Consider the following 20229-nt stretch of genomic DNA (forward strand, 5'->3'; position numbering starts at 1 on the left):
TGTACTCCTCGGGGGACGGCGCCGCGGGCGGCGCCGGGTCGCGTTCGGCCGCGCCCTCCCGCTCGACCTCGGCGCGCCGCTCGTCGAGCCGCTCGCTCATCTCGCTGAGACCGGCGCCGAGCCGGCCGAGCCACCGTGGCACTCTCGACATGATCCGTCCTCTTCCCCCGTCTCTCCCCACCACTCCCCCTGGAGTCGTCGGTCCCGGTACGACCGTACAGGGCGACAGCCCCTCCCCCGGTGTACGGGGAGGGGCTGTGCGGAGTCGAGAACGGCCGGATCGTCACCCCGGGCCGAACGGGCCGGAACCGGCGGTCAGTACGAGCCGTTGGCCTGCCAGAAGGCCCAGGCATCGCAGGGGCTGCCGTACCGCTCGTTCATGTAGTTCAGGCCCCACTTGATCTGCGTGGCCGGGTTGGTCCGCCAGTCGGAGCCCGCGGACGACATCTTCGACCCGGGGTAGGCCTGGACGAGGCCGTACGCGCCGGAAGAGGGGTTGACGGCCCGGTAGTTCCACGTGGACTCGTGGTTCACGATGTTGCTGAAGCACTGGAACTGCCCGCTGGGCACCATCTGCTGGGCGATGGCCTTGACCTCGCCGACCGTGTACGAGGCCTGCTGCGGGAAGTCGTCGGCGTCACCGGTGGGGCCGGCCGACGCGCTCTGGGTCCGCGCGGCCGCGCGGTCCTTGGCGTCCTGTGCGGCCTTCTTCAGGTCCGCGGCCTTCTCGGCGGCTTCCTCGGCGGCCTTCTGCTTGGCCACCGCGTCCTTGGCGGCCTGCCGGCGGGCCGTCTCCTCGGCCGCCTTGCGCGCGGTGGTGTCCGCCGCGATGGCCTGGACGGTCGCCTGGTGCGTCATCGTGTCGGTCTGCACCTGGGCGAGCTGTCCGGCCGGCAGATCGGCGAGCAGCGTGGAGTCTCCCACCGCCTGGGCGTCGTCGGCGGGCTGCGCGACGCTGCCCTGGGCGACTCCCACGACGGCTCCGACGGTGGTGACGGCGGTCGCCGATGCCACGGCGAAGCCCCTGACCGATATCCGGCTCACACGAATTCCTTCTGCAGTGTCATCGGGTGAAGGGACGACGAACGGCCGAGGGCCGCGTAGGCCCTCGGCTCAGTCGTGCGGTACCGGTCGCCGGCCCAGGTGGTGTCCGCGAAGCGGCGTCGGCTGCCCACAGGGCGGCCTAGTACCAGTGGTTGGCCTGCCAGAACGACCATGCCTCACAGGGACTGCCGTACCGGCTGTCCATGTAGTTGAGGCCCCACTTGATCTGGGTGGCCGGGTTGCTCTGCCAGTCGGAGCCGGCGGAGGAGTACTTGCCGGCGGGCAGCGCCTGGAAGAGACCGTAGGCGCCGGAGGAGGCGTTGACCGCGTGGTAGTTCCAGCTGGACTCGTGGTCCACGATGTTGCTGAAGCACTGGAACTGGCCGCTCGGCACCATCTGCGCCGCCATGGCCTGGATCTGCGAGATGCTGTACGAGCCCTGGATCGGGAAGTCACCCGCGCTGCGGCTGGCCTTGGCCTTGGCCTCCGCGCGGTCCTTGGCGGCCTTCTCGGCGGCCTCCTTCTTCGCGACAGCCGTCTCGGCCGCGGCCTTGCGGGCGGCTTCCTCGGCATCCTTCTTCGCACCCTCGTCAGCGGCGATGGCCTGGTAGCTGGCCTGCTGCGTGAGGGAAGCCGTCTGCACCTGGGCCTGCTGGCCCACGGGGATGTCGGCGAGGAGCGTCGCGTCGCTAGCCGTCGCATCTGCGTCGTTGGCCTGCGCGACGCTGCCCGAGGCAACGCCGACGACGCTTCCGACAGCGGTGACCGCCGTGGCCGAGGCCACTGCGAGTCCCCGGACCGAGATCCGGCTCACACGGTTTTCCTTCCAGCGTCGCCCGCTTCGGTGACCCTGGCGGACGCAATCGTGCCCTTGTCGCTGGTCTCCGAACTGCGGGGTCACAGGAGACACGGGCCCGGTGGGCAACTCCCGGTGCGGGAGCGCCGCGTGGTGCGCGGGCGGCATACGACGGTCGGTATGGAGTTGACGGTGATGCTCGAGCAGTGCCGTATTGCTGGGGGCACAGATGTGTCGCATGCGGGGCCTGACAGGACTGAGACTTTGCCGTAACCAGACTGCGTGAGGCAATTCCGGGTTACGTGTGAAAGCTCACACCCTTCAGGGCCCTGGGGATTTCTCGAAACCCCCACATACGCCGGCGCCGCCCGGCTAGGCTCGCTGCCTTTGCCGGACGGCGCCAACTACCGCGTCACCCCGATTTCCTGGGGCATCTCCTTCAGATCTGCCCATCCTCCAGCATTTCGGTCACCAGTGCCGCGATCTGGGACCTCTCGGACCGGTTCAGCGTGACGTGGGCGAAGAGCGGATGCCCCTTCAGTTTCTCGACGACGGCGACCACACCGTCATAACGGCCGACTCGCAGATTGTCCCTTTGCGCCACATCGTGGGTCAGAACGACCCGGGAATTCGCGCCGATCCGGGACAGAACGGTGAGCAGCACATTCCGTTCGAGCGACTGCGCCTCGTCGACGATCACGAAGGCGTCGTGGAGGGAGCGGCCCCGGATGTGCGTCAGGGGCAGGACCTCCAGCATCCCGCGCGCGGTGACCTCCTCGATGACGTCGCGGCTGGTGACCGCGGACAGCGTGTCGAAGACGGCCTGCGCCCAGGGGCCCATCTTGTCGGCCTCGGACCCGGGCAGATAGCCCAGCTCCTGCCCGCCCACCGCGTACAGCGGTCGGAAGACCATCACCTTCTGGTGCTGACGGCGCTCCAGAACCGCCTCGAGACCCGCGCAGAGCGCGAGCGCGGACTTGCCGGTGCCGGCCCGGCCGCCCATGGACAGGATCCCGACGTCCGGGTCGAGCAGCAGGTCGAGCGCGATGCGCTGCTCGGCGCTGCGGCCCTTGATGCCGAAGGCCTCGCGGTCGCCGCGCACGAGGCGGACGTCTCCGTCGGCGGTGACCCGGCCGAGGGCCTTGCCCCGCTCGGACTGGATGGTCAGCCCGGTGTGCACGGGCAGGCCCGCGACCTCGGGTGCGTGGATGTGCCCTTCCTCGAAGAGGATGTCCACCTGCTCGCCGGACAGGGTCAGTTCGGACATTCCGGTCCAGCCGGAGGAGCCCGTGATGGCGAGCTCGGCGCGGTACTCCTCGGCGAGGAGACCGACCGAGGACGCCTTGATCCTGAGCGGCAGGTCCTTCGACACGACGGTGACGTCGAATCCCTCGGCCTGCAGATTGCGCGCGACCGCGAGGATGCGGGAGTCGTTGTCCCCCAGGCGGTAGCCGGTCGGCAGCACACTGGGGTCCGAGTGGTTGAGCTCGACACGGACGGTGCCGCCGAGTTCCCCGATCGGGATGGGGGCGTCGAGGCGACCGAACTTCACCCGGTAGTCGTCCAGCAGGCGCAGCGCCTGCCGGGCGAAGTAGCCGAGTTCCGGATGGTGCCGCTTGGCCTCCAGCTCCGTGACCACGACGATGGGGAGCACGACCTCGTGCTCGTCGAAGCGGGTCAGGGCGTTCGGGTCGGCCAGCAGGACGCTGGTGTCGAGAACATAGGTGCGCCGGTCTGGCATACGGCGCTTTGTGCTGGTCACCACGGAAGGACGTACCCCCTCGGATGAGGTCGGGGAGCGACGGAGTGGAAGCAGGGCCGGGAGGGCGGAGACGACGACCAGGCCGGTCGTCGGCCGCTGTGCACGGGCCGAGAACCGGCCCCCCGCTGCTTCTTCCGTGCCGTGACCGCACGGTCGGGCTGGTGCAAAGGGCCTCCCGGGCGGACGGCCCCGTGCCGTCCGCTGAGATCCGACACCCGTGGTTCGGGTGACGACCTGCTTGGCTTATGCCCTCGAAAACGCGCCGTCATGCCAGGGCGCATGACGGCGCGACGGTGAACTCCTCGTTACTTCCGCCCCGCGAAGGGGTACACGGGCCGCCCCGGAAGGACGCGGGTGCGCGGCCGCAGGTGCGGTGAATCAGCCGCCGTAGCGGCGGTGGCGGGCCGCGTAGTCGCGCAGGGCGCGCAGGAAGTCCACCTTGCGGAAGGCCGGCCAGAAGACCTCGCAGAAGTAGTACTCCGCATGGGCCGTCTGCCACAGCATGAATCCGGACAGCCGCTGCTCTCCGCTGGTGCGGATCACGAGATCGGGGTCGGGCTGGGCGCCGGTGTAGAGGTGGCGGCCGATCAGGTCGACGCTGACGGAGTCGGCGAGGTCCTCCATCGAGGTGCCCCGGTCCGCCGCGTCCACGATCATCGAGCGCACGGCGTCGGCGATCTCCTGGCGTCCGCCGTAGCCGATGGCGACGTTGACCAGTATCCCGTCGACGTGGGCGGTGGACTCCTCGGCCTCCTTCAGCGCGGTCTGCACATGGGAGGGGAGGATGTCGGGCGTGCCGACGTGGTGGACGCGCCAGCGGCCGTCGGCGGCGAGCGTGCGCACGACGTCCTCGATGATGCCGAGGAGCGGGACGAGTTCTTCCTGCGGGCGGTCGAGGTTGTCCGTCGACAGCAGCCAGAGGGTGACGACCTCGACGTCCGTCTCGGTGCACCAGCCGAGGAACTCCTCGATCTTGTGCGCGCCGCGCCGGTGACCGTGCTCGGTCGTGGAACCCGCGGCCTTCGCCCAGCGTCGGTTGCCGTCCATGATGACGCCGATGTGCTTGGGCACCTGAGCGTGGTCCAGGTGGCCTTCCACCCGGCGTGCGTACAGCCTGACCAGAAGGCCGCGCAGCTTGTCGCGCAGGTTCACGTGATTGTCAGCCCCTCCGAACGGTGCGGTCCCCGCGGGGCGCAGCCTACCCCTGTGCGGACTTGGGCAAAAAAACGGGCCGGTCCGTGGGGGGGAGACGGACCGGCCCGAGGGGGGGTTTCCACCATAACCCTTCGTGAGTGCTGATGCGCGCATCGGCGCGCCACAACTACTCTCCGCAGTCGATCGACGACACGCGGGTGACCGTTTCGATCGTCGATCATGGGTGGTTCATGGCCGGAACGCAGCGGATTCGCAGGGAAAGTCACCCGTTCGCCGACGGAAGTCGGGGTTCCGGGCCGCATTCGGCACCGTTCGGACATCCGCCCGCACATCCCCCCGACGGGCTAACCCGAGGAGAACCCCACCTTGACGCGGGCGTCACCGCGCAGCCCCCTCCGCTGCGCGGTGACGTCCACGCAGCTTTGCTCACGCGAATTGCCCTCCCTAGAAGTTACGCGAGGGCGACGGGTGACAGGAGCCGATCGCGGTAACGATGTGGAAACTCCGTGAAGACCCCGTCACCCGGCGGCTCTACGGCCGGCGGGCTTCCACGAGGTGGCGGGTGCTGTGCGCCACGAAGGGGCCGTCGGCCTCGATCTGCTCGTGCAGGTCGCGGAGCCGGGGCAGATAGGCCGACACCGTGAAGCCGGGGACCATCCACACGACCTTGCGCAGGAAGTGCACGACGGCGGCGATGTCGTGGAACTCGACGCGCAGCCGTTCCGCCCGCAGGTCGACGACCTCCAGGCCCGCCGCCTCCGCGCCGGCGCGCTCCCGGTCGGGGTGGCGGTCGCCGCTCACCGCCTGCGGCTGCGGCCCGAGGAAGTGCTCGACGAGCTCGAAGACGCTTCGGGGGCCGACGTGTTGGGCGAAGTAGGTCCCGCCGGGCTGCAGCACTCGGGCGATCTCGTGCCAGAGGGGCCGTACCGGATGCCTGCTGCTGACCAGGTCGAAGGCGGCGTCCGCGAACGGCAGCGGGCCCTCCTGCGGGGCCGCGACGACCGCGATGCCGCGCGGCCGCAGCAGCGCGGTGGCCTTGGCGACGTTCGCCGGCCACCCCTCGGTCGCGACGGTGAGCGCGGGAGCCTTGGGCGCGGCCCGTCCGAGAGCGAAGTCCAGCACCTCCCCTCCCCCGGTCTGCACGTCGAGCGCGGCGTGCGCGCCCGCCAACCGCCCGGCCAGCGACAGCGCGTACCCCCAGGAAGGGCGCGCCTCGGTCGCCCGCCCCTCGAACCAGGAGAAGTCCCAGCCCTCGGTGGGGACGGCGACGCCCTCGGCCACCAGGTCCTCGAAGGCGTCACGTCCGTCACGTCCGTCACGTCCGCTGCGGCCGTCGCGCTCGTCGCGTTCGTCGTCGTCCTTCATGAGGGGATCGTCGCAGAGGGGCCGGGGTGGGCGCGGGTGAATTCTCCCCACGGCCCCGGAGCGCGGACCACGGCGATGACGGGACGACCCGCGCCCTCACCCCGCAGCGGCGCGGCCTGGCTCGTCCACCTCGACCGTGACCCGCGCGCCCGGCTCGACGCCCCACCCCGCCAGGGCCCCCGCCTCCGCCTCCAGCACATGCCGGGCGCGCAGCCGAGGCAGGCCGAGGCGGCCGGGACGCATGGTGCGGACGGCCAGGACGGTGAAATCGCCGGCCAGGTACGCCACGTCGATGGTGATGCGCATCCGGAACGTGTGGATGCCGGACGCCGGGGAGAGCAGCAGCGCGCCGTCCACGCCGTCCCGCCCCAGCAGGCCCCTGGTGCGCGCCCGGTAGGAGGTCGCGACCTCCAGCGGGACGACCGCGACGACCCCGCCGTCCCCGTGCACCGTCAACCGGCCCCGCCCGTCACGCCAGCGCCCCATGTCCCACCTTTCGCGTCCTCCAAGGCCTACCCTTCCGACCGTCCGCCGAGTCCGCCCGTGGTCCAGCGAGGTGCCTGATGCGCAAGGTCGTCCTGATGATGTCGGTGTCGCTCGACGGGTACATCGAGGGACCCGACCGCGACATCTCCTGGCATCGTGTCGACGAGGAGCTCCACCGGCACATGAACGACGTCGTCCGCGGGCTGGGCGGACTGCTCTCCGGGCGGGTCACCCACGAGCTCATGGCCGGCTTCTGGCCCACGTTCGACTCCGGCCCGGACGTCGATCCCGACGGGGCCATGGCCGAGTTCGCCGGCATCTGGCGGGCCATCCCGAAGTACGTGTACTCCCGGACCCTGCAGCACGCGGACTGGAACACGGTGATCGTCCGGGAGGTCGTGCCCGACGAGGTGCGCGCCCTCACCCGGCAGCCCGGCGGGGACCTGGGGCTCGGCGGGGCCGACCTCGCCGCGGCCTTCCTGCACCACGACCTCGTCGACGAGATCCGCCTGTACGTCCACCCCGTCCTCATCGGCCGCGGCAAACCGCTGTTCCCCCACCCCGACACCCTGACGCCCCTCACCCTGCTCGAGTCCCACACGTTCGGCAACGGAGTCGTCCTGCTGCACTACGAGCGAGCACGCGAAGAGGGCGCGCGTACCGACGGGGAAACGCCGGTCGCATAGCCGAACCCTGTTTCCCGCTCACTTGGTTCGGACAGAGCACCGGACACTCGGGGAGTGCGGGTGTGTCGCCCGCCGTTCGGTCCTGGATGCGCGGCCTCAGCCGAAAGCCACCCCGTCCGGGTGGGCGTTCATCGCGCCTGGTCCGACGGCGGACGGTGACAGGTGCAGTCGCAGCGGCGCACGAGCAGCAGCCCTCCGCCGTACGGCAGCGGAACGTCCCGCAGCCGACGGCACGCACCGTGCACGTCCTCGTATCCGGGACGGCCCGCCAGCGCGCACTCGGGCGACAACTCCCGTCACCTCGCAGCGCACGCACATCCGTACGGGACGGCGGGGCACCTTCCCTCCCGCCCCCGTCACGCCGCCCTCTCCGCGCCCATGACATGCCGGTCCAGGTCGATTCCGAAGTCCGCCGCCAGGACCAGGGCCACACGACGCCGCGACTGTCGCGCCCGCTCACGCTCCAGTTGCCGATGAGCCCGCTCCGCCGCGAGCAGGTAAGGGCGGACCGGGACGGTGGCGGCGCCGTCGAGGAACTCGGGCAGCCCGTACGGGGACCGGAGCACGGGAAGCCGGACGGCCGCCGGGCCGGTCTTCGCCGGGACGCGTGCGAGGACGGGCGCGGCAGAGCGCGCGCCTGCTCGACGCCTGCCGGTGCCGGGCGCGCACACGCCCAGGATCCAGCGCAGCAGCGCGGGGATAATGCTCACTGTCATCAGCTCCTCAGAGGCTGGTGGCCATGCCCCGGGACCGTTCGCGCGGTCGCCGGGGTCTCTGCTGCACCTCACCCTACTAAGCCATGTAGAGCTATGTATAGCTCTCTAAAGATTCGCGTAGCTCGGCCCCGGCTTACGTTGCCCTTGTGAGTGACCGCAGTGAGGTGCCCGACTTCAACCCGCAGGGGTCCCAGCTCATCTACGTCGCCGTGGCCGACCACGTCGAGGCGAGGATCCGAAGCGGAGAGCTCCAGCCCGGCGTCCGGCTGTCAGCCGAACGTGATCTCGCACAGGAATACGGCGTCGCCTATCTCACCGTCCGGCGCGCGGCTCAGGTTCTGCGCGACCGGGGACTCATCGAGACGGTTCACGGTCGCGGCACCTTCGTCGCCGATCCGCTGCCCAAGTCCGAGGACAGTACGTCGCCGCAAGAGTGACGCCACCCTGCACCGAGCAAGGGCGTCTGCCGGTCAGCTCGCCGTGCGCGGGAACGTGACCTCCACTCGGCGGTTCTTCTTGCGGCCGGCCTCGGTCGAGTTGTCGGAGATGGGGTACTGCTCGCCGTAGCCGCGCACCTCGAAGGTGATCTTCGGGTCGTTCAACTCGCCCGCGAGCTCCGCCTGGACGGCGTCCGCCCGCTGCTTGGACAGGACGTCGCCGTGCGCCGAGGATCCCAGGTTGTCGGTGAACCCGAAGACGCGGACCAAGGTGGTGTTCTGCTTCTTGATCTCCGCGGCGATCGTCGTGATGCGCGCCTTCGCCTCCGCGCCGAGCTTCGCGCTGTCCTTGCCGAAGAGGACCTCCGCCTGAAGCGCGAACGTCACGTCGGCGTTGGTGTCCTCCCGGCGTTCGTCGCCCGTCTCGTCCTCGACGACCTGCTTGATGTCGAGCACCTTGGGCTCGGCGAGCGTGCCGCCCTCGGGGAGTTTCAGGTCGGGGTCGTTGGCGTCGACGTCCACGGGCGCGGACGCGGTGGGTTCGGTGCCCGGCGGGACGCTGGGGGTGTCGGCCTCGGCGGGCGCGGGGGCGACGAGCACGGCGGCGACGGCGAGCACGGCGAGGGTGAGACGGGACGGGCGGGTGCGGGGGCCAATGCGGGTGGGGGGCATGGGGGGCCTCACCCGGAGATGGTGATGTCAGCAGGGGCGAACATGGGCATCTGGAACGTCACCTGGGCGGTACCGGCGGGAGGTGCCGGAAACTGCATGAAAACCGGTACGGAGTCACCGGACTTGATGCTCGAAACGCCGGTGGTGGTGAGTGGCCGACCGTCCGTGTCGCGGAGCACGTAGTAGCGCTTCTTGCCCTTGGCATCCACCAGGGTCGCGCCGCCGAAGGACTTGCCGTTCCTGATGATCTCCGTCTCGTTGCCGCTCAGCTGGGCGGGGATCGTCAGCAACTTCGCGCTGTCGTTCTTCAGGTCCGCGGACACGGTGACGAAGCCACCGGAGTCACGCACGGCCGAAGTGATCTCCAGCAGCAGACCGCTCGGCCCTTTCAGTTCGGCGAGAGGCTCACCGGACTGCCCTTCCTGGGCGCTCGGCGCAGAGCCTCGCCCCTTCGAAGCGGACGCCGACGCCGATGCCGGAGGCTTCTTGTCGTCGTCGCCTCCGCCGCAACCGGCCACGCCAAGGACCAACCCGGCCACCGCTGTCAGAGCGGCCACCCTCCTGACGGCCATCGCCGTGAACCGAATGCTCATCACGCTGCTTCCTTCTCGTCGTTCGCTGCTCAGTCGGCCAAATGGACGTGAAAGAGGTCTTCGGGCCGGGGGAGTTCCGTGAGGTGCTCCGGATCCAGAGTCCACTCGTCGCCGTCCCCGCAGGTGAGCGTCGGCAGCAGGGCCGGGTCGGCGTCCTCGGGCAGCTCGAAGGTGCAGGCCGGCTCGATCACCGCGGTGGCGGTCGCCTTCGCGTGCAGGTTCTCGGTGCCGGGCACGATGGAGTCGCCGACGGACTTGGTCGTCTGGACGTCCACCGTGTAGCCGGGCGGCAGCCCGTCCGACCGTCCGCACTCCACGGTCGCGTGGTTCTCCGCGGCCAGTTGCGTCGCACGTCCGCACCCGTCGAAATCCGCCTGGGCGGCGTCGAAGATGGCCTGCCACTTGGTCGGGTCGAGCACGTTCGCCGCCCATTCGTCGGCGAGCTCGTCCCTCGTGTCCAGAGCAGCGGCGAGGGCCGCCGCGTCGGCGGCCGTCTGCGCACCGTTGCGGTTCGCCGCGGCCTGTCCCACGGCCAGGTAGGCGAACGCGAGAAAGAGCAGACCCGCCACCACCGTGATGTAGATGGGGAAGGCCTGCCCTGCATCGCCGAAACGAGGTGACTTCGTCAGCCGGAGATGACCTCGTTGATCTTGTCCGTGATCGCGTTGTAAATCGTCTGGCCGATGTCCGTGCCCGTGATCGCCAGGACGATCGCCACGACCACGGCGATGATGCCCAGGTACTCCACCGCGGTCTGGCCGCTGTCGTTGCGGGGTGATCGGGACTGGACACGGGCGACGACCGTGCTGATCCACTGGGTCATGCTGTTCCCCTCCGGGTGTCGCGTGACCGGCTCGCTGGTCGCCGGTGCCGCTGTCTGCACCCTGAGCGTAGGCCTCGACGCCGATTCCGGTAGAGGGTCTCCGGGCCCAATCCCGGGCCCATTTCCGGATCGCACGGCCGTGCACTCGCTCCCTCGTCACCCGTCACCCCACCCCTCGGTGTGCGGCGCCGGGGGCCGTGCCCAGCCATGTGGCGGTGGCTTCGGCGCGACTGGCGCTGTGGAGCTTCGCGAAGATCCGGTTGATGTGGTTCTTGACCGTCTTCTCGCTGATGAAACAAGTGGCGGCGATCTGCTGGTTGTTCATGCCCGATGCGATGAGGTCCATGATCTCCGCCTCCCTCGCGCTGAGTCGGCTTCTCGTGCCGGCCTGCCGTTCCCTTTCCCGTTCCCTCTCCTGTTCCCGTTCCTGCTCCCGTCTCTGGAGCGACTGTCCCATAGGTGATTGCAGGTGCGAAAGCGGATTGTCAGAAGTCTCTGGAAATGGGGAAAGCAGGTCCGTTTTTACGTGTGCAGTCGCATCGGGGTAGAGGTGCGCCATCACCGCTGTGGCCGCCGTCGGCGTGAGGTGGGCGCGGCCTCGGGTGATGTCCCGTACCGCCGACGCCAGTTCCTCGGCGGTGAACTCCCCGTGGACCAGGTATCCACCGGCTCCGCCCCGCAGGGCCGCCTGGACGATCTCGGCCTCGTGGCTGTACGTCAGCATCACGACCCGGGCGATCCGCGCCAGGTGCGGGAGGGCCGTGAGTCCGTCGACGCCGGGCATGCGGACGTCCAGGAGGACGACGTCCGGGCGGTGCCGTACGGCGCTCTCGTAGGCCTCCCGGCCGTCCGCCGCCTCCGCGACGACCGTGATGTCGTCCCGGCCGGAGAGAAGAGCGGTCAGGCCCGCGCGGACCACCGGGTTGTCGTCGGCCACGACGACGCGCACGGGGGCGGGGCGGGGAGACGGCGGGAAGAGCGGCTGCGCCGCGCCGGGCGGTGCGGGCGGGTCCGGCATGACGTGGCGTTCCTTCGGGTGCGGGGTGTCGTTCACGGGCGGGACCCCGTCAGGGGCAGTTCGAGGCGGACTTCGGTGCCCCCGGGGTGGGCGCCGCGGCCGATGTCGATGCGGGCGCCGATGGCGGCGGCCCGCTCGACCATGCCGACCAGACCGAAGTGCCCGGACCGGCGCAGTTCTTCGAGGGTGGTGCCGTCGGGCAGGCCGCGGCCGTCGTCGTAGACGCTGATGCACAGGCGGTCGCCGTGGACGCCCGCGTGCACGGCGACGCGGGTCGGGTCAGCGTGGCGCCGGACGTTGTCCATGGCTTCCGAGGTGATCGTGAGGAGATGGCGGGCCACCGCGGGCGGCACGGGAAGCGTCGCCCGGTCGCCGGTGGCGTGGTAGCTGGCCGCCAGGCCGGTGCGGGCGGCGAAGTCCCGTGTGCGGGCCGCTAGTTCGGGCAGGACGTCGACGCCGCGAGCGGTGTCCTCCGGCTCCTCACGGCGTAGGTCGGTGAGGAGTTCCCGGGACTCCGCGGCGGCGTGACGTGCGGCGCGCGCGATCAGTTCGGCGTGCCGGCGCACCCGGGCCGGGTCCGTGTCGGGCGAGCCCGCCGAGCGGGCCAGGGCGTCCGCGGCGAGAGCGACGCCGTGCAGCGTCTTGGCCACCGAGTCGTGCATCTCCCGGGCCAGTCGGGCACGTTCCGCGGCGACGGCCTCGGTGACGGCGAGGCGCGCCTTGACGTCGGTCAGGGCCTGCGTCGCCGCGCCGAAGCGGAGCATCAGTGCGCGCAGGGCGGAGCCCATCGCGCCCGTGATGACGCAGAGGCCGGGCAGCAGCAGCCGTTCCGCCACGCTCACGTCGGGCCCGTGCCGCAGCGCAGCGTGGACGAGCAGCAGGATCAGCGACTGGAGGGAGGCGAAGCAGGCGGCGCCCCGCCAGCCGTAGACGATGCCTGCCAGCAGGGGCGTGCAGACGCTGACGTAGGCGAGTGTCGTGCCGGGGCCCGCGGAGACCAGCAGCAGCGCGCCGAGGAGGGTGTCCGCGACGAGCAGCGAGGGGTGTCTCAACAGGAGGGGGCCGAAGCGTTCCCAGTCGCGGAAGAGGACGTACGAGCCCATGAAGGTGACGACCACCGCCGCCCCCACCAGCCGGACGCCCGTTCCGGGGGCCGCGTTGAGGAGGGCTGCCGGGGACGCGACGGCGATCATGGCCAGCCGGAAGCCGAAGATCTGGCGGGACAACGCCTGCAGCGCGTTGACCTGGATCGGGATGCTCGTGGGAGGGTCCGCCGTCGGCGGCTTCACCCGCCTCCTCGGCAGCCTGCCGCGCGCCTTCCTGAACGCCGTCCGCGCGCCGGCCGGCGCCGCTCCGGCCCCAGTCCCGGTCCGAGTCCCAGTCGTAGCCGTCGTCACCGTCGTCGCGGCAGTCTCCGTCGTGGCCGTCGTGGCCGTCGCGGCCGTCTCCGTCGCGGTCGTCGTCGCCGTCATCGCCGTCATCCACCCGCCTAGTCGCCCGTGAGCGGGCTGAAGTCCGTGCCGGAGCCGAGCAGGAGGCCGGCGCCGAGCAGGAGCATCGTCGCCGGGACCATGAACGTGGTGATCATCAACGTGGCCCTCGGCACCGCCCGGGCGGCCTTGCGGCGGGCGTTCTGGGCGTCGGTGCGGCGCATGTCCTTGGCGATCGACACGAGCGTGTCCACGATCGGCGCGCCCAGTTCCTCGCCCTGCTGGAGCGCGGTGACGAACATGGCCACCTGCTCGGAGTCGTTGCGCAGGCGCAGTTCGGCGAAGGCCTGCCGGCGGCTCACGCCGAGGTCCATCTGCCGCAGGGTGATGCGGATCTCGTCCGCCCAGGGCCCCTCGTACTTCGACGCGACGCGGTCGAGCGCCTGCCGGAAGCCCAGCCCGGCGCTCACGACGACGGCGAGGACGTCCAGGAAGTCGGGCAGCGTCCGCTCGATCACGTCCTTGCGGATCCGGATCGCCGCCCAGATGCCGACCTCGGTCCAGAACGCCGCGAACGCGAAGAGCAGCAGGGCCACCACGATCCTGCCCTGCAGCAGGAACACGAGCCCGCCGAAGCCGCCGAGCGCGCCGTACACCGCGCGGCGCGCCGCGTAGCGGTCGATGGTCAGACCGCCCGGGTTGCCCGCCAGGTCGATCTTGCGTCGGTATCTGGCGACCTGCTTGGGGCCCATCAGGCGCAGCACGGCGGGCGCGTACCGCATGCCGAGCCGGTCCACGACGGAGTCGACCGCGCCGGTGCGGGTCGCGCCGACCTCCAGGGCCAGGGCCAGGTCCGGCGGGAGCTTGGCGTCCGCCCGGTACATGCGGACGCCGGCGAAGACGCCCCAGACGGCGAGGCCCATGACGAGTGCGAGCAGCAGTTCCATGACGCGCGCTCCTTCCCGGCCGCTCAGACGTCGATGCGGGACATGCGGCGGATGAGGACGAAGCCGACCGCGTACAGGGCGAAGGCGATGATGACGGCGCCCTGGCCGACCGGGGAGCCGGTCATGCGCTCCAGGGCCCCGTCCTTGACGCCGTTCATGAGGAAGAGGGAGCCGACCCCCAGCACCGGCACCGCGTACGACGTCATGTTCACCTGGGACAGTTGGGTGCGCACCTCGCGTCGGGTCTCCTTGCGTTCCTCCAGCGTCTCCGTCAGATTGCGCAGCGCGCCGACGACCTGACCGCCGGCCCGGTTGGAGAGGACCAGGGTGGTGACGAGGACGACCAGCTCGCGGGAGGGGAGCCGCTCGGCGAGTTCGCCGAGAGCGTCGTCCATGGAGTGGCCGACGGCCAACTGGTTGGCGACCTTGGCGAGTTCCTCGCCGGCCGGCGCCTCCAGCTCCTCCGCCGCCATGCCGATCGCGGTGCGCAGCGCCAGCCCGGCATGGGTGGCGTTGGCCAGGATGCGGGCCAGTTCGGGGAGCTGGTTGATGAACTTCTCGATGCGTTTCTGGCGTTGCCAGGTCAGGAACTGCCAGGCGGCCCACACGCCCAGCAGGCCGGCGATCGGCCCGAAGAAGGGGGCGAGGGTGGCCTGGCCGACGAGCCACAGACCGGTCACCGCGGCCAGCAGGTAGACGAAGAACTCGCCCGGCGTCACGTCCAGACCCGTCGCCGCGAGTTTGAGCTCCAGCCTGCGGCCGGTCGCCGTGCGGCGCAGCCGCCGGTCCAGGGTGTGGAAGCGCCGTCGAGGGCCGTCGCCGGACGTCTGCCCTGCCGAGGTCAGGCGGTCCACCAGTTCGGCGCGCTGCGCCCGGCCCCGGGCGTGGGCGTGCAGGCCTGCGACGGCCAGAACGCAGGTCAGCAGGGCCGCACCGATGGTGAGGTCGATGAGGGTGTCGAGGTCCATCAGCGTTACCGGGCTTCCCTTGTGGTCAGTTCGAGTGCGTCACGCGCGACCCCGAACGCCTGCGGGATCGGCTGGCTCGCCATGTAGAGCCGGTCCGCGGTGCGGCGCGGGAGGGGGAAGTACTCGAAGGCGCCGTCGATACGGCCGTCGGCGGCCATCGGCCGGGCGTTGAAACGGGCGATCGTCGCCAGCCGGTACGGCTCTCCGCCGTGGCTGTCCAGCAGGGCGATCTCGGTGACGCGGCGGCCGCCGTCGGCGAAGCGGGTGAGCTGGACGACGACGTCGACCGCGCTGTTGATCTGGTCGTGCAGCGCGACGAAGGGGATCTCGACGTCCGACATCGAGGCGAGGGTCTGCAGCCGCATCAGCGCGTCCTCCGCGCTGTTGGCGTGGACCGTGGCGAGGGAGCCGTCGTGGCCCGTCGACATCGCCTGGAGCATGTCGAGCGACTCGCCGCCGCGGACCTCGCCGACGACGATCCGGTCGGGGCGCATCCGCAGGGAGTTGCGGACCAGGTCGCGGATGGTGATGCGGCCGTTGCCCTCCACGTTCGGCGGGCGGGACTCCAGGCGGATCACATGGGACTGCTGGAGCTGCAGTTCCGCCGAGTCCTCGATGGTGATGATGCGCTCGCCGTCCGGGATCAGACCGGAGAGCGCGTTCAGCAGCGTCGTCTTGCCGGTGCCCGTCGCGCCCGAGACGATCACGTTGAACTTGGCCTGGACGAGTGCGGCGAGCAGGTACAGCATCTGCTCGTCCAGCGAGCCGAAGCCGACCAGTTCGTGCAGGGTGAAGGAGCGCGGGAAACGGCGGATGGTGAGGATCGCGCCGGTGAGCGACAGCGGGGGGATGATCACGTTGACGCGTTCGCCGGACGGGAGGCGGGCGTCGACCATCGGGTTCGTCTCGTCCACCCGCCGGTTGACCGTGGAGACGATGCGTTCGATCGTCTGCATCAGCTGGTCGTTCGACGCGAAGCGCAGGGGAAGCTGCTCCACCCGGCCGCTGCGCTCGACGAAGATCGCGTCCGGGCCGTTGACCATGATCTCGGTGATCGACGCGTCCTCGAGCAACGGCTCCAGGATGCCGAGGCCGAGGGCTTCGTCGACGACCCGGCGGATCAGCTGCGCGCGTTCCCCCGTGGACAGCACCGGCCCCTCGCGGCTGATGATGTGCCCGAGCACCCGCTCCAGCCGTGCCCGGCGTTCGGCCGCCGCCAGCGCGCTCATCTCGGCGAGGTCGATCTCCTCCAGCAGCTTGGCCCGGTAGGACGTGACCAGGTGGCCGTCCTCGCCGCGCCCGCCGTGCTCGTCGGGGGCGGTGATGCGCGCCCGCAGGCTCATCTCCGGTTCCTCCTCGTGGACTTCGTCGATGACTTCGTCGGTCTCGTGGACTGCGTGGGCGTCAGTGGTCGAGTGGCATGGTCGCCGTCCTGTGCGCCTCTCCGAATCCGACGCCGGGGATGACGGACGGGATGACGACGGTGGAGGTGACCTGGACCTCCTTGTCGGAGTACGCGGGCGAGCAACTGGCGTCCAGCCAGCTGCTGACCGCCCGCGCGCAGTCCCCGGCGTAGTCCTCGCGCAGGGACGCGCTGCGCGCCCCCGTGCGCGCCGCGGTCCCGGCCTGCTGCGCCGCGTACGCGATCAGCCCGAGCTGGACGGCGGCCAGGGCGACGGCGAGGAGGACGGGCAGGAAGCCCAGGTACTCGATGGCCGCCTGGCCCCGGTCCCGCCCGCTCCCACGCCTCCGCCTTCGCGTTCTGTACGCCATCTCAGTCGCCGTCCTCTTCCTCGACCGCGCCCGCGTGGGCGCGCACCGGGAACGGGAAGTCGATCAGGCCCGGGACCAGCACGGGGACGTGCAGCGTGACCTCGGCCGTCACGAAGCCGCTGCCGCCGCAGCTCACCTCGGCGCCGCCCTCCCACGCGTCCCCCAGCTTGTCCTTGCCCGCCTGCGCGCAGGCCGCCGACCGCGCCCCCGGATGCGCCGCCGTGCCCGCCCGCACCGCCTCGTCGGCAGCATTCCCCGCGAGCGTGTACGTGTATCCCAGGAGGACGAACTGCCACACCACCACCAGGGTCACGATGATCGTCGGGAGCATGCCGAGGAACTCGACGGTGACCTGGCCCCGGTCGCCCGCGAGGAACGCCCTCGTCCGCCGTGCGGTCATCTCACTCCCTCCGCCGCCGGAACCCGGCCGGTCCCCGGTCCGCGCCGCGCGCGCGTCCGCCGCCGCGGCGCACCAGGGCCGTCTCCGCGGCCTTGACCAGACCGAGCTCGCCCGCGAGCGCCCAGAGCGCCTGCCGGACGGCGCCCTTGGCGTCGAGGGCGTCCACCCGGCCGGCGTCGACCGCGCCCTGGAGTTCGCGGAAGTTGGCGGGCACCGTGGTCGCGGCGACGGCCGCGCCGGTGATCTTCTGGATGAGCGGGGGCTGGATCTCCGTGCTGCGGCTGTTGCGGTTGACGACCACGGTCGTCTCCTCGGCCTTGCGGATCTGCAGCCGGTCCCACATGCGCACGGTGCGTTTGGCGCCGCGCACGGCGACCACGTCCGGGGTGGTGACGAGCAGCGCGCGGTCGGCGAGTTCGACGGCGGCGGCGCCGGCGCCGGCCAGCTGCGCGCCGCAGTCGACGACGACGACCTCGTAGCGGGAGCGCAGCGCGCCGAGGATCTGGCGGGCGGCGCGGTCGGTGACCTCCTCGCCGCGTTCGCCCTCGCCGGGGGCGAGCAGGAGCGCCACTCCGCTGTCGTGGCGGAAGACGGCCTCGGCGAGGATGCGGGGCGAGATGTCGGCGATGGCGGCGAGGTCGACGACTGAACGGCGGAACTGGACGTCCAGGTAGGAGGCGACGTCGCCGGCCTGGAGGTCGAGGTCGACGAGGGCGGTGGGACGGCCGGACGCCTGGGCGGCGAGGGCGAGCTGGACGGCCGTGAGGGTCGCGCCGACCCCTCCCTTCGCGCCGCTCACGGTGACGACGGTGCCGCCCACGCCGGTGAACACGTCGCCGCCGTGGCCGAGATGCCGTCGTACCCCGACCGACCAGGTGGCGACGGCCTGCACGCGGTTCGCGAGGTCCTCGTAGTTCAGCGGCAGGGTGACCAGGCCGCGGGCGCCGGCGTCCATGGCGGCGGCGAAGAGGCCGGGCCCTACGTCGGTGGTGACGAGGACGACGCCGACCGCCGGGAAGCGCAGGGCGACCTCGCGGACGAGTTCCAGCGCCGGCACGGGGCCGATGCGCTCGTGGACGACGACGACCTCGGGGAGCTCGTCGACCGACTCGGCGGCGAGCCGGGCGAGGGTGTCCACCAGCTGGGTGGAGTCGGCGACCGGGGCGACCGGCTCGGCGTCGGGGAGCTGGCTGAGCAGCGTGGTGAGGGAACGGACCGCGTCCGCGTCGCCGACGGCCGGGAGGATCCTCGTGGGCATGGGCGGCGGCCTCTCACTTGTCCGTGGCGAGTTCGTACGTACGGTCCTTGTCGGGGACCGTGGCGCTGCCGCCGGGCGCGACGAGGGCGAGGCGGACGCGCTTGGCGAACGACTCCGCGTACGTGATGCGCTGGGCGTCGAGGGTCGACAGCGCGAAGGTGATGGGCACCGCGTCCTTGGGCGACTGGCTGCGGTTCTTCTCGTCCGGCTCGAGGGCGGTCAGCTCGCCGACGTCGAGGACCCGGGCGTCGGTGACGATGATCTTCGACTGGTCGGGGTCGCTGTCGCGGGCGCCCTCGAAGGTGGCGTAGACGTTGACGGACGCCCCCGGGGTGATCTTGCCGGCCACGCCGGTCGCCGCGTCGATCATGATGGCGACCTCCTGCTGACCCGGTCGGAGGGCGGGCTGGTCGACGATCATGTCGCTCTGCAGCAGGGAGCCCTTCCGCAGCGTCGTCACGGCGATCTTGCCTCGGATGGCGGCCAGGTCGGTGACGGCGTTCTCGGACAGCCAGCGCTGCGGCATCTCTATCTTCTTGAACTGGCCCGCGCTCAGGGCGGTGTAGGGCGCGACGTCGGAGCGCAGCTCGTACGCGGTGACCTCCGGGCCGACCTTGGACTTCACGTCGTCGATGACGGAGAGGACGCCGGCGAAGGCGCCGAGGGCGCACACGATCGACAGGATGAGCAGGATCACGCCGCGGCGCTGACGGGAGTTCATGAGCCGTACAACCTCGTCGGGAGTCGGGTCGGGCGGACGGAACGAAGGGAAGGGAAGGAAGGGGCGGAGCGAGCAGAGCAGGCGGAGCGGGCGGAGCGTGGGGAGCGGGCGGAGCGGGTTGCCTCAGCCGCCCGCGGTGAGCTCGCGGGCGGATCGGACGGCGAGTTCGGAGGCGGACGGCGGGGTGGCGGAGCAGAAGACGCAGCGGTCGCCGATGACGTCGATGCCGCACCAGTGGCATACGCCCTGGCGGACCGAGGCGACCAGCTGGTAGAGGACGGACAGGTCGGGCAGGTAGGCGCAGAACTCGATCGCCTTGCCGGTGCCCCACCAGTCGGCGGACTCGGCGGGCAGCTCCGTCTCCCGCAGTCCCTGCACCCGCCAGGCGGGGGCGAGCACGTCCGTGACCCAGTCGGACTGCAGGTGTCCGCGGGCGACGAGCAGCCAGGTGCCGAACTCCGGTCCCGGCAACACCGTTTCGGGCGTGGCCTTCACCAGTTCCGGCTTGGGGTGGGCCAGCACGCCGAACTGGCTGCCGGGCACCCATGACCGGGCGTGCGACTTGAGACCGACGCCGGGCACCCGGTCGAGCCGGGCGACCGAGCCGAGGAGGGCGCCCGCGTGGAGATAGTGGGTGAGCAGCCGGCCGGCGGAGGCGAGCACGCCGGGCCCGAGGTCGCAGGAGGCGAGCTGACGCAACTGGCGGACCAGGACGGCGACGGCGAGCGGAGGGAGGTCGGGGCGGAAGAGGGCGATGCGGTCGCTCTCGAGGAGCGAGCGGATGATGTGCAGCCGCTGCTCCACGGCGGTGGGCACGGCACGCGAGTACACCACGATCAGATGCCCGTGCTGGTCGACGAGCGACTGGACGGCGGCGAGGGCGTCCTCCAGCGGCTGCTGGTCCAGGCCGTCGAGCACGGCGGCGGGCAGGGTGCGTTCGTCCTGCGGCGACAGCGCCAGGTCGGCTCCGGTCACGGCAATGGCTGTTGGCACGCGCAGCTCCCCGATTCCCGCGGTCCGGTCCACCGGCGCTACTCCGGTGCACCGGGGTGACTTCATTGCGTGACTACCTCAGCACTGTATCCACGCCCCTGTGGCCGGAGAACAGCTTTCCGTAGCTGCCTGGCAACTCTTCTTCGCGCAAGTCCTGTCAAACCGGGGCAGGTTACGCACACCGCT

23 protein-coding genes and 1 pseudogene are annotated in these 20229 nt (G+C 71.1%); 2 read left to right on the forward strand and 22 right to left on the reverse strand.

All coding sequences use genetic code 11. The annotated features are described in order from the left end of the window. The 7 genes and pseudogenes from ABT300_RS24310 to ABT300_RS24340 form a co-directional block, all read right to left on the reverse strand. Positions 1 to 151, reverse strand: a pseudogene (locus tag ABT300_RS24310) (AI-2E family transporter); the annotation flags it as partial. Between the two features lie 164 nt (positions 152 to 315). After that, complete coding sequence (locus tag ABT300_RS24315) at positions 316 to 1044, reverse strand: aggregation-promoting factor C-terminal-like domain-containing protein (protein ID WP_351679317.1); 729 nt, start codon at positions 1042 to 1044, stop codon at positions 316 to 318. Between the two features lie 139 nt (positions 1045 to 1183). Then, entirely contained in the window at positions 1184 to 1858 is a 675-nt protein-coding gene (locus tag ABT300_RS24320) for an aggregation-promoting factor C-terminal-like domain-containing protein (protein ID WP_351679319.1), read from the reverse strand. Between the two features lie 421 nt (positions 1859 to 2279). After that, on the reverse strand, positions 2280 to 3605 hold the full coding sequence (gene phoH2 / locus ABT300_RS24325) for an RNA 5'-3' helicase PhoH2 (RefSeq protein ID WP_351679321.1): 1326 nt from the start codon (positions 3603 to 3605) through the stop codon (positions 2280 to 2282). A 375-nt stretch (positions 3606 to 3980) separates the two neighbouring features. Further along, positions 3981 to 4754 carry an isoprenyl transferase gene (locus ABT300_RS24330; RefSeq protein WP_351679323.1) on the reverse strand — a complete coding sequence of 258 codons (774 nt, stop codon included), beginning with the start codon at positions 4752 to 4754 and terminating at the stop codon, positions 3981 to 3983. A gap of 534 nt (positions 4755 to 5288) precedes the next feature. Continuing rightward, positions 5289 to 6122, reverse strand: coding sequence for a methyltransferase domain-containing protein (locus ABT300_RS24335; RefSeq protein ID WP_351679325.1), 834 nt, complete (start codon positions 6120 to 6122; stop codon positions 5289 to 5291). Between the two features lie 96 nt (positions 6123 to 6218). After that, the gene (locus tag ABT300_RS24340; RefSeq protein ID WP_351679327.1) at positions 6219 to 6608 is read right to left on the reverse strand and encodes a DUF192 domain-containing protein; all 390 of its coding nucleotides are present in this window, start codon (positions 6606 to 6608) and stop codon (positions 6219 to 6221) included. A 77-nt stretch (positions 6609 to 6685) separates the two neighbouring features. Between ABT300_RS24340 and ABT300_RS24345 the strand changes: the two genes are divergently transcribed. After that, positions 6686 to 7294, forward strand: coding sequence for a dihydrofolate reductase family protein (locus ABT300_RS24345; RefSeq protein WP_351679329.1), 609 nt, complete (start codon positions 6686 to 6688; stop codon positions 7292 to 7294). Between the two features lie 356 nt (positions 7295 to 7650). Here the strand turns inward: ABT300_RS24345 and ABT300_RS24350 are convergent, their stop codons facing one another. Continuing rightward, positions 7651 to 8010, reverse strand: coding sequence for a hypothetical protein (locus ABT300_RS24350; RefSeq protein WP_351679331.1), 360 nt, complete (start codon positions 8008 to 8010; stop codon positions 7651 to 7653). A 146-nt stretch (positions 8011 to 8156) separates the two neighbouring features. On the opposite strand from ABT300_RS24350, the gene ABT300_RS24355 reads away from it, so the two are divergent. Beyond that, a complete protein-coding gene (locus ABT300_RS24355) occupies positions 8157 to 8447 on the forward strand; it encodes a winged helix-turn-helix domain-containing protein (protein ID WP_351679333.1) in 291 nt (96 codons plus the stop codon). 33 nt (positions 8448 to 8480) lie between these two features. On the opposite strand, the gene ABT300_RS24360 is transcribed toward ABT300_RS24355, so the two are convergent. The 14 genes from ABT300_RS24360 to ABT300_RS24430 all read right to left on the reverse strand — a co-directional run bounded on the left by ABT300_RS24360 (position 8481) and on the right by ABT300_RS24430 (position 20043). After that, positions 8481 to 9119, reverse strand: a complete 639-nt coding sequence (locus tag ABT300_RS24360; RefSeq protein WP_351679335.1) for an OmpA family protein — start codon at positions 9117 to 9119, stop codon at positions 8481 to 8483. An 8-nt stretch (positions 9120 to 9127) separates the two neighbouring features. Beyond that, positions 9128 to 9712 carry a hypothetical protein gene (locus ABT300_RS24365; RefSeq protein WP_351679337.1) on the reverse strand — a complete coding sequence of 195 codons (585 nt, stop codon included), beginning with the start codon at positions 9710 to 9712 and terminating at the stop codon, positions 9128 to 9130. Positions 9713 to 9741: 29 nt separating this feature from the next. Then, positions 9742 to 10341: a pilus assembly protein TadG-related protein gene (locus tag ABT300_RS24370; protein ID WP_351679386.1), complete on the reverse strand. Its 600-nt coding sequence runs from the start codon at positions 10339 to 10341 to the stop codon at positions 9742 to 9744. Next, a complete protein-coding gene (locus ABT300_RS24375) occupies positions 10338 to 10535 on the reverse strand; it encodes a Flp family type IVb pilin (protein WP_351679340.1) in 198 nt (65 codons plus the stop codon). Before ABT300_RS24375 ends, ABT300_RS24370 begins: the two co-directional genes overlap by 4 nt. A gap of 163 nt (positions 10536 to 10698) precedes the next feature. Further along, complete coding sequence (locus ABT300_RS24380) at positions 10699 to 11553, reverse strand: response regulator (protein WP_351679388.1); 855 nt, start codon at positions 11551 to 11553, stop codon at positions 10699 to 10701. 32 nt (positions 11554 to 11585) lie between these two features. Continuing rightward, positions 11586 to 13034, reverse strand: coding sequence for a sensor histidine kinase (locus tag ABT300_RS24385; protein WP_502977989.1), 1449 nt, complete (start codon positions 13032 to 13034; stop codon positions 11586 to 11588). An 8-nt stretch (positions 13035 to 13042) separates the two neighbouring features. After that, positions 13043 to 13930 carry a DUF5936 domain-containing protein gene (locus ABT300_RS24395; RefSeq protein WP_351679348.1) on the reverse strand — a complete coding sequence of 296 codons (888 nt, stop codon included), beginning with the start codon at positions 13928 to 13930 and terminating at the stop codon, positions 13043 to 13045. A gap of 23 nt (positions 13931 to 13953) precedes the next feature. Beyond that, positions 13954 to 14898 (reverse strand): type II secretion system F family protein, encoded by a 945-nt coding sequence (locus tag ABT300_RS24400; RefSeq protein WP_351679351.1) that lies wholly within the window; start codon positions 14896 to 14898, stop codon positions 13954 to 13956. A 5-nt stretch (positions 14899 to 14903) separates the two neighbouring features. Continuing rightward, on the reverse strand, positions 14904 to 16241 hold the full coding sequence (locus ABT300_RS24405; protein ID WP_351679353.1) for a TadA family conjugal transfer-associated ATPase: 1338 nt from the start codon (positions 16239 to 16241) through the stop codon (positions 14904 to 14906). Between the two features lie 61 nt (positions 16242 to 16302). After that, positions 16303 to 16671 (reverse strand): TadE/TadG family type IV pilus assembly protein, encoded by a 369-nt coding sequence (locus tag ABT300_RS24410; protein ID WP_351679356.1) that lies wholly within the window; start codon positions 16669 to 16671, stop codon positions 16303 to 16305. A 1-nt stretch (position 16672) separates the two neighbouring features. Further along, positions 16673 to 17071 (reverse strand): TadE/TadG family type IV pilus assembly protein, encoded by a 399-nt coding sequence (locus ABT300_RS24415; protein ID WP_351679359.1) that lies wholly within the window; start codon positions 17069 to 17071, stop codon positions 16673 to 16675. Between the two features lies 1 nt (position 17072). Further along, positions 17073 to 18329 (reverse strand): CpaE/TadZ family protein, encoded by a 1257-nt coding sequence (locus ABT300_RS24420; RefSeq protein WP_351679362.1) that lies wholly within the window; start codon positions 18327 to 18329, stop codon positions 17073 to 17075. Positions 18330 to 18342: 13 nt separating this feature from the next. Further along, positions 18343 to 19050, reverse strand: coding sequence for a Flp pilus assembly protein CpaB (cpaB, locus tag ABT300_RS24425; RefSeq protein ID WP_351679365.1), 708 nt, complete (start codon positions 19048 to 19050; stop codon positions 18343 to 18345). 123 nt (positions 19051 to 19173) lie between these two features. Beyond that, positions 19174 to 20043: a hypothetical protein gene (locus ABT300_RS24430; protein WP_351679367.1), complete on the reverse strand. Its 870-nt coding sequence runs from the start codon at positions 20041 to 20043 to the stop codon at positions 19174 to 19176. Between the last annotated feature and the right edge of the window lie 186 nt (positions 20044 to 20229).

Origin of the sequence: Streptomyces sp. NPDC001027, from assembly GCF_040299045.1 — a bacterium.
In the GTDB taxonomy this organism is placed as follows: Bacteria; Actinomycetota; Actinomycetes; order Streptomycetales; family Streptomycetaceae; genus Streptomyces.

Coding starts and splice junctions, on each gene's coding strand:
- ABT300_RS24405 (WP_351679353.1), bottom strand. CDS start 16,241: ATGAGCCTGCGGGCGCGCATCACCGCCCCCGACGAGCACGGCGGGCGC.
- ABT300_RS24380 (WP_351679388.1), bottom strand. CDS start 11,553: ATGCCGGACCCGCCCGCACCGCCCGGCGCGGCGCAGCCGCTCTTCCCG.
- ABT300_RS24415 (WP_351679359.1), bottom strand. CDS start 17,071: ATGACCGCACGGCGGACGAGGGCGTTCCTCGCGGGCGACCGGGGCCAG.
- ABT300_RS24395 (WP_351679348.1), bottom strand. CDS start 13,930: ATGGAACTGCTGCTCGCACTCGTCATGGGCCTCGCCGTCTGGGGCGTC.
- ABT300_RS24420 (WP_351679362.1), bottom strand. CDS start 18,329: ATGCCCACGAGGATCCTCCCGGCCGTCGGCGACGCGGACGCGGTCCGT.
- ABT300_RS24375 (WP_351679340.1), bottom strand. CDS start 10,535: ATGACCCAGTGGATCAGCACGGTCGTCGCCCGTGTCCAGTCCCGATCA.
- ABT300_RS24385 (WP_502977989.1), bottom strand. CDS start 13,034: ATGACGGCGATGACGGCGACGACGACCGCGACGGAGACGGCCGCGACG.
- cpaB (WP_351679365.1), bottom strand. CDS start 19,050: ATGAACTCCCGTCAGCGCCGCGGCGTGATCCTGCTCATCCTGTCGATC.
- ABT300_RS24350 (WP_351679331.1), bottom strand. CDS start 8,010: ATGACAGTGAGCATTATCCCCGCGCTGCTGCGCTGGATCCTGGGCGTG.
- ABT300_RS24335 (WP_351679325.1), bottom strand. CDS start 6,122: ATGAAGGACGACGACGAACGCGACGAGCGCGACGGCCGCAGCGGACGT.
- ABT300_RS24360 (WP_351679335.1), bottom strand. CDS start 9,119: ATGCCCCCCACCCGCATTGGCCCCCGCACCCGCCCGTCCCGTCTCACC.
- ABT300_RS24365 (WP_351679337.1), bottom strand. CDS start 9,712: ATGAGCATTCGGTTCACGGCGATGGCCGTCAGGAGGGTGGCCGCTCTG.
- ABT300_RS24340 (WP_351679327.1), bottom strand. CDS start 6,608: ATGGGGCGCTGGCGTGACGGGCGGGGCCGGTTGACGGTGCACGGGGAC.
- ABT300_RS24345 (WP_351679329.1), top strand. CDS start 6,686: ATGCGCAAGGTCGTCCTGATGATGTCGGTGTCGCTCGACGGGTACATC.
- ABT300_RS24400 (WP_351679351.1), bottom strand. CDS start 14,898: ATGGACCTCGACACCCTCATCGACCTCACCATCGGTGCGGCCCTGCTG.
- ABT300_RS24410 (WP_351679356.1), bottom strand. CDS start 16,671: ATGGCGTACAGAACGCGAAGGCGGAGGCGTGGGAGCGGGCGGGACCGG.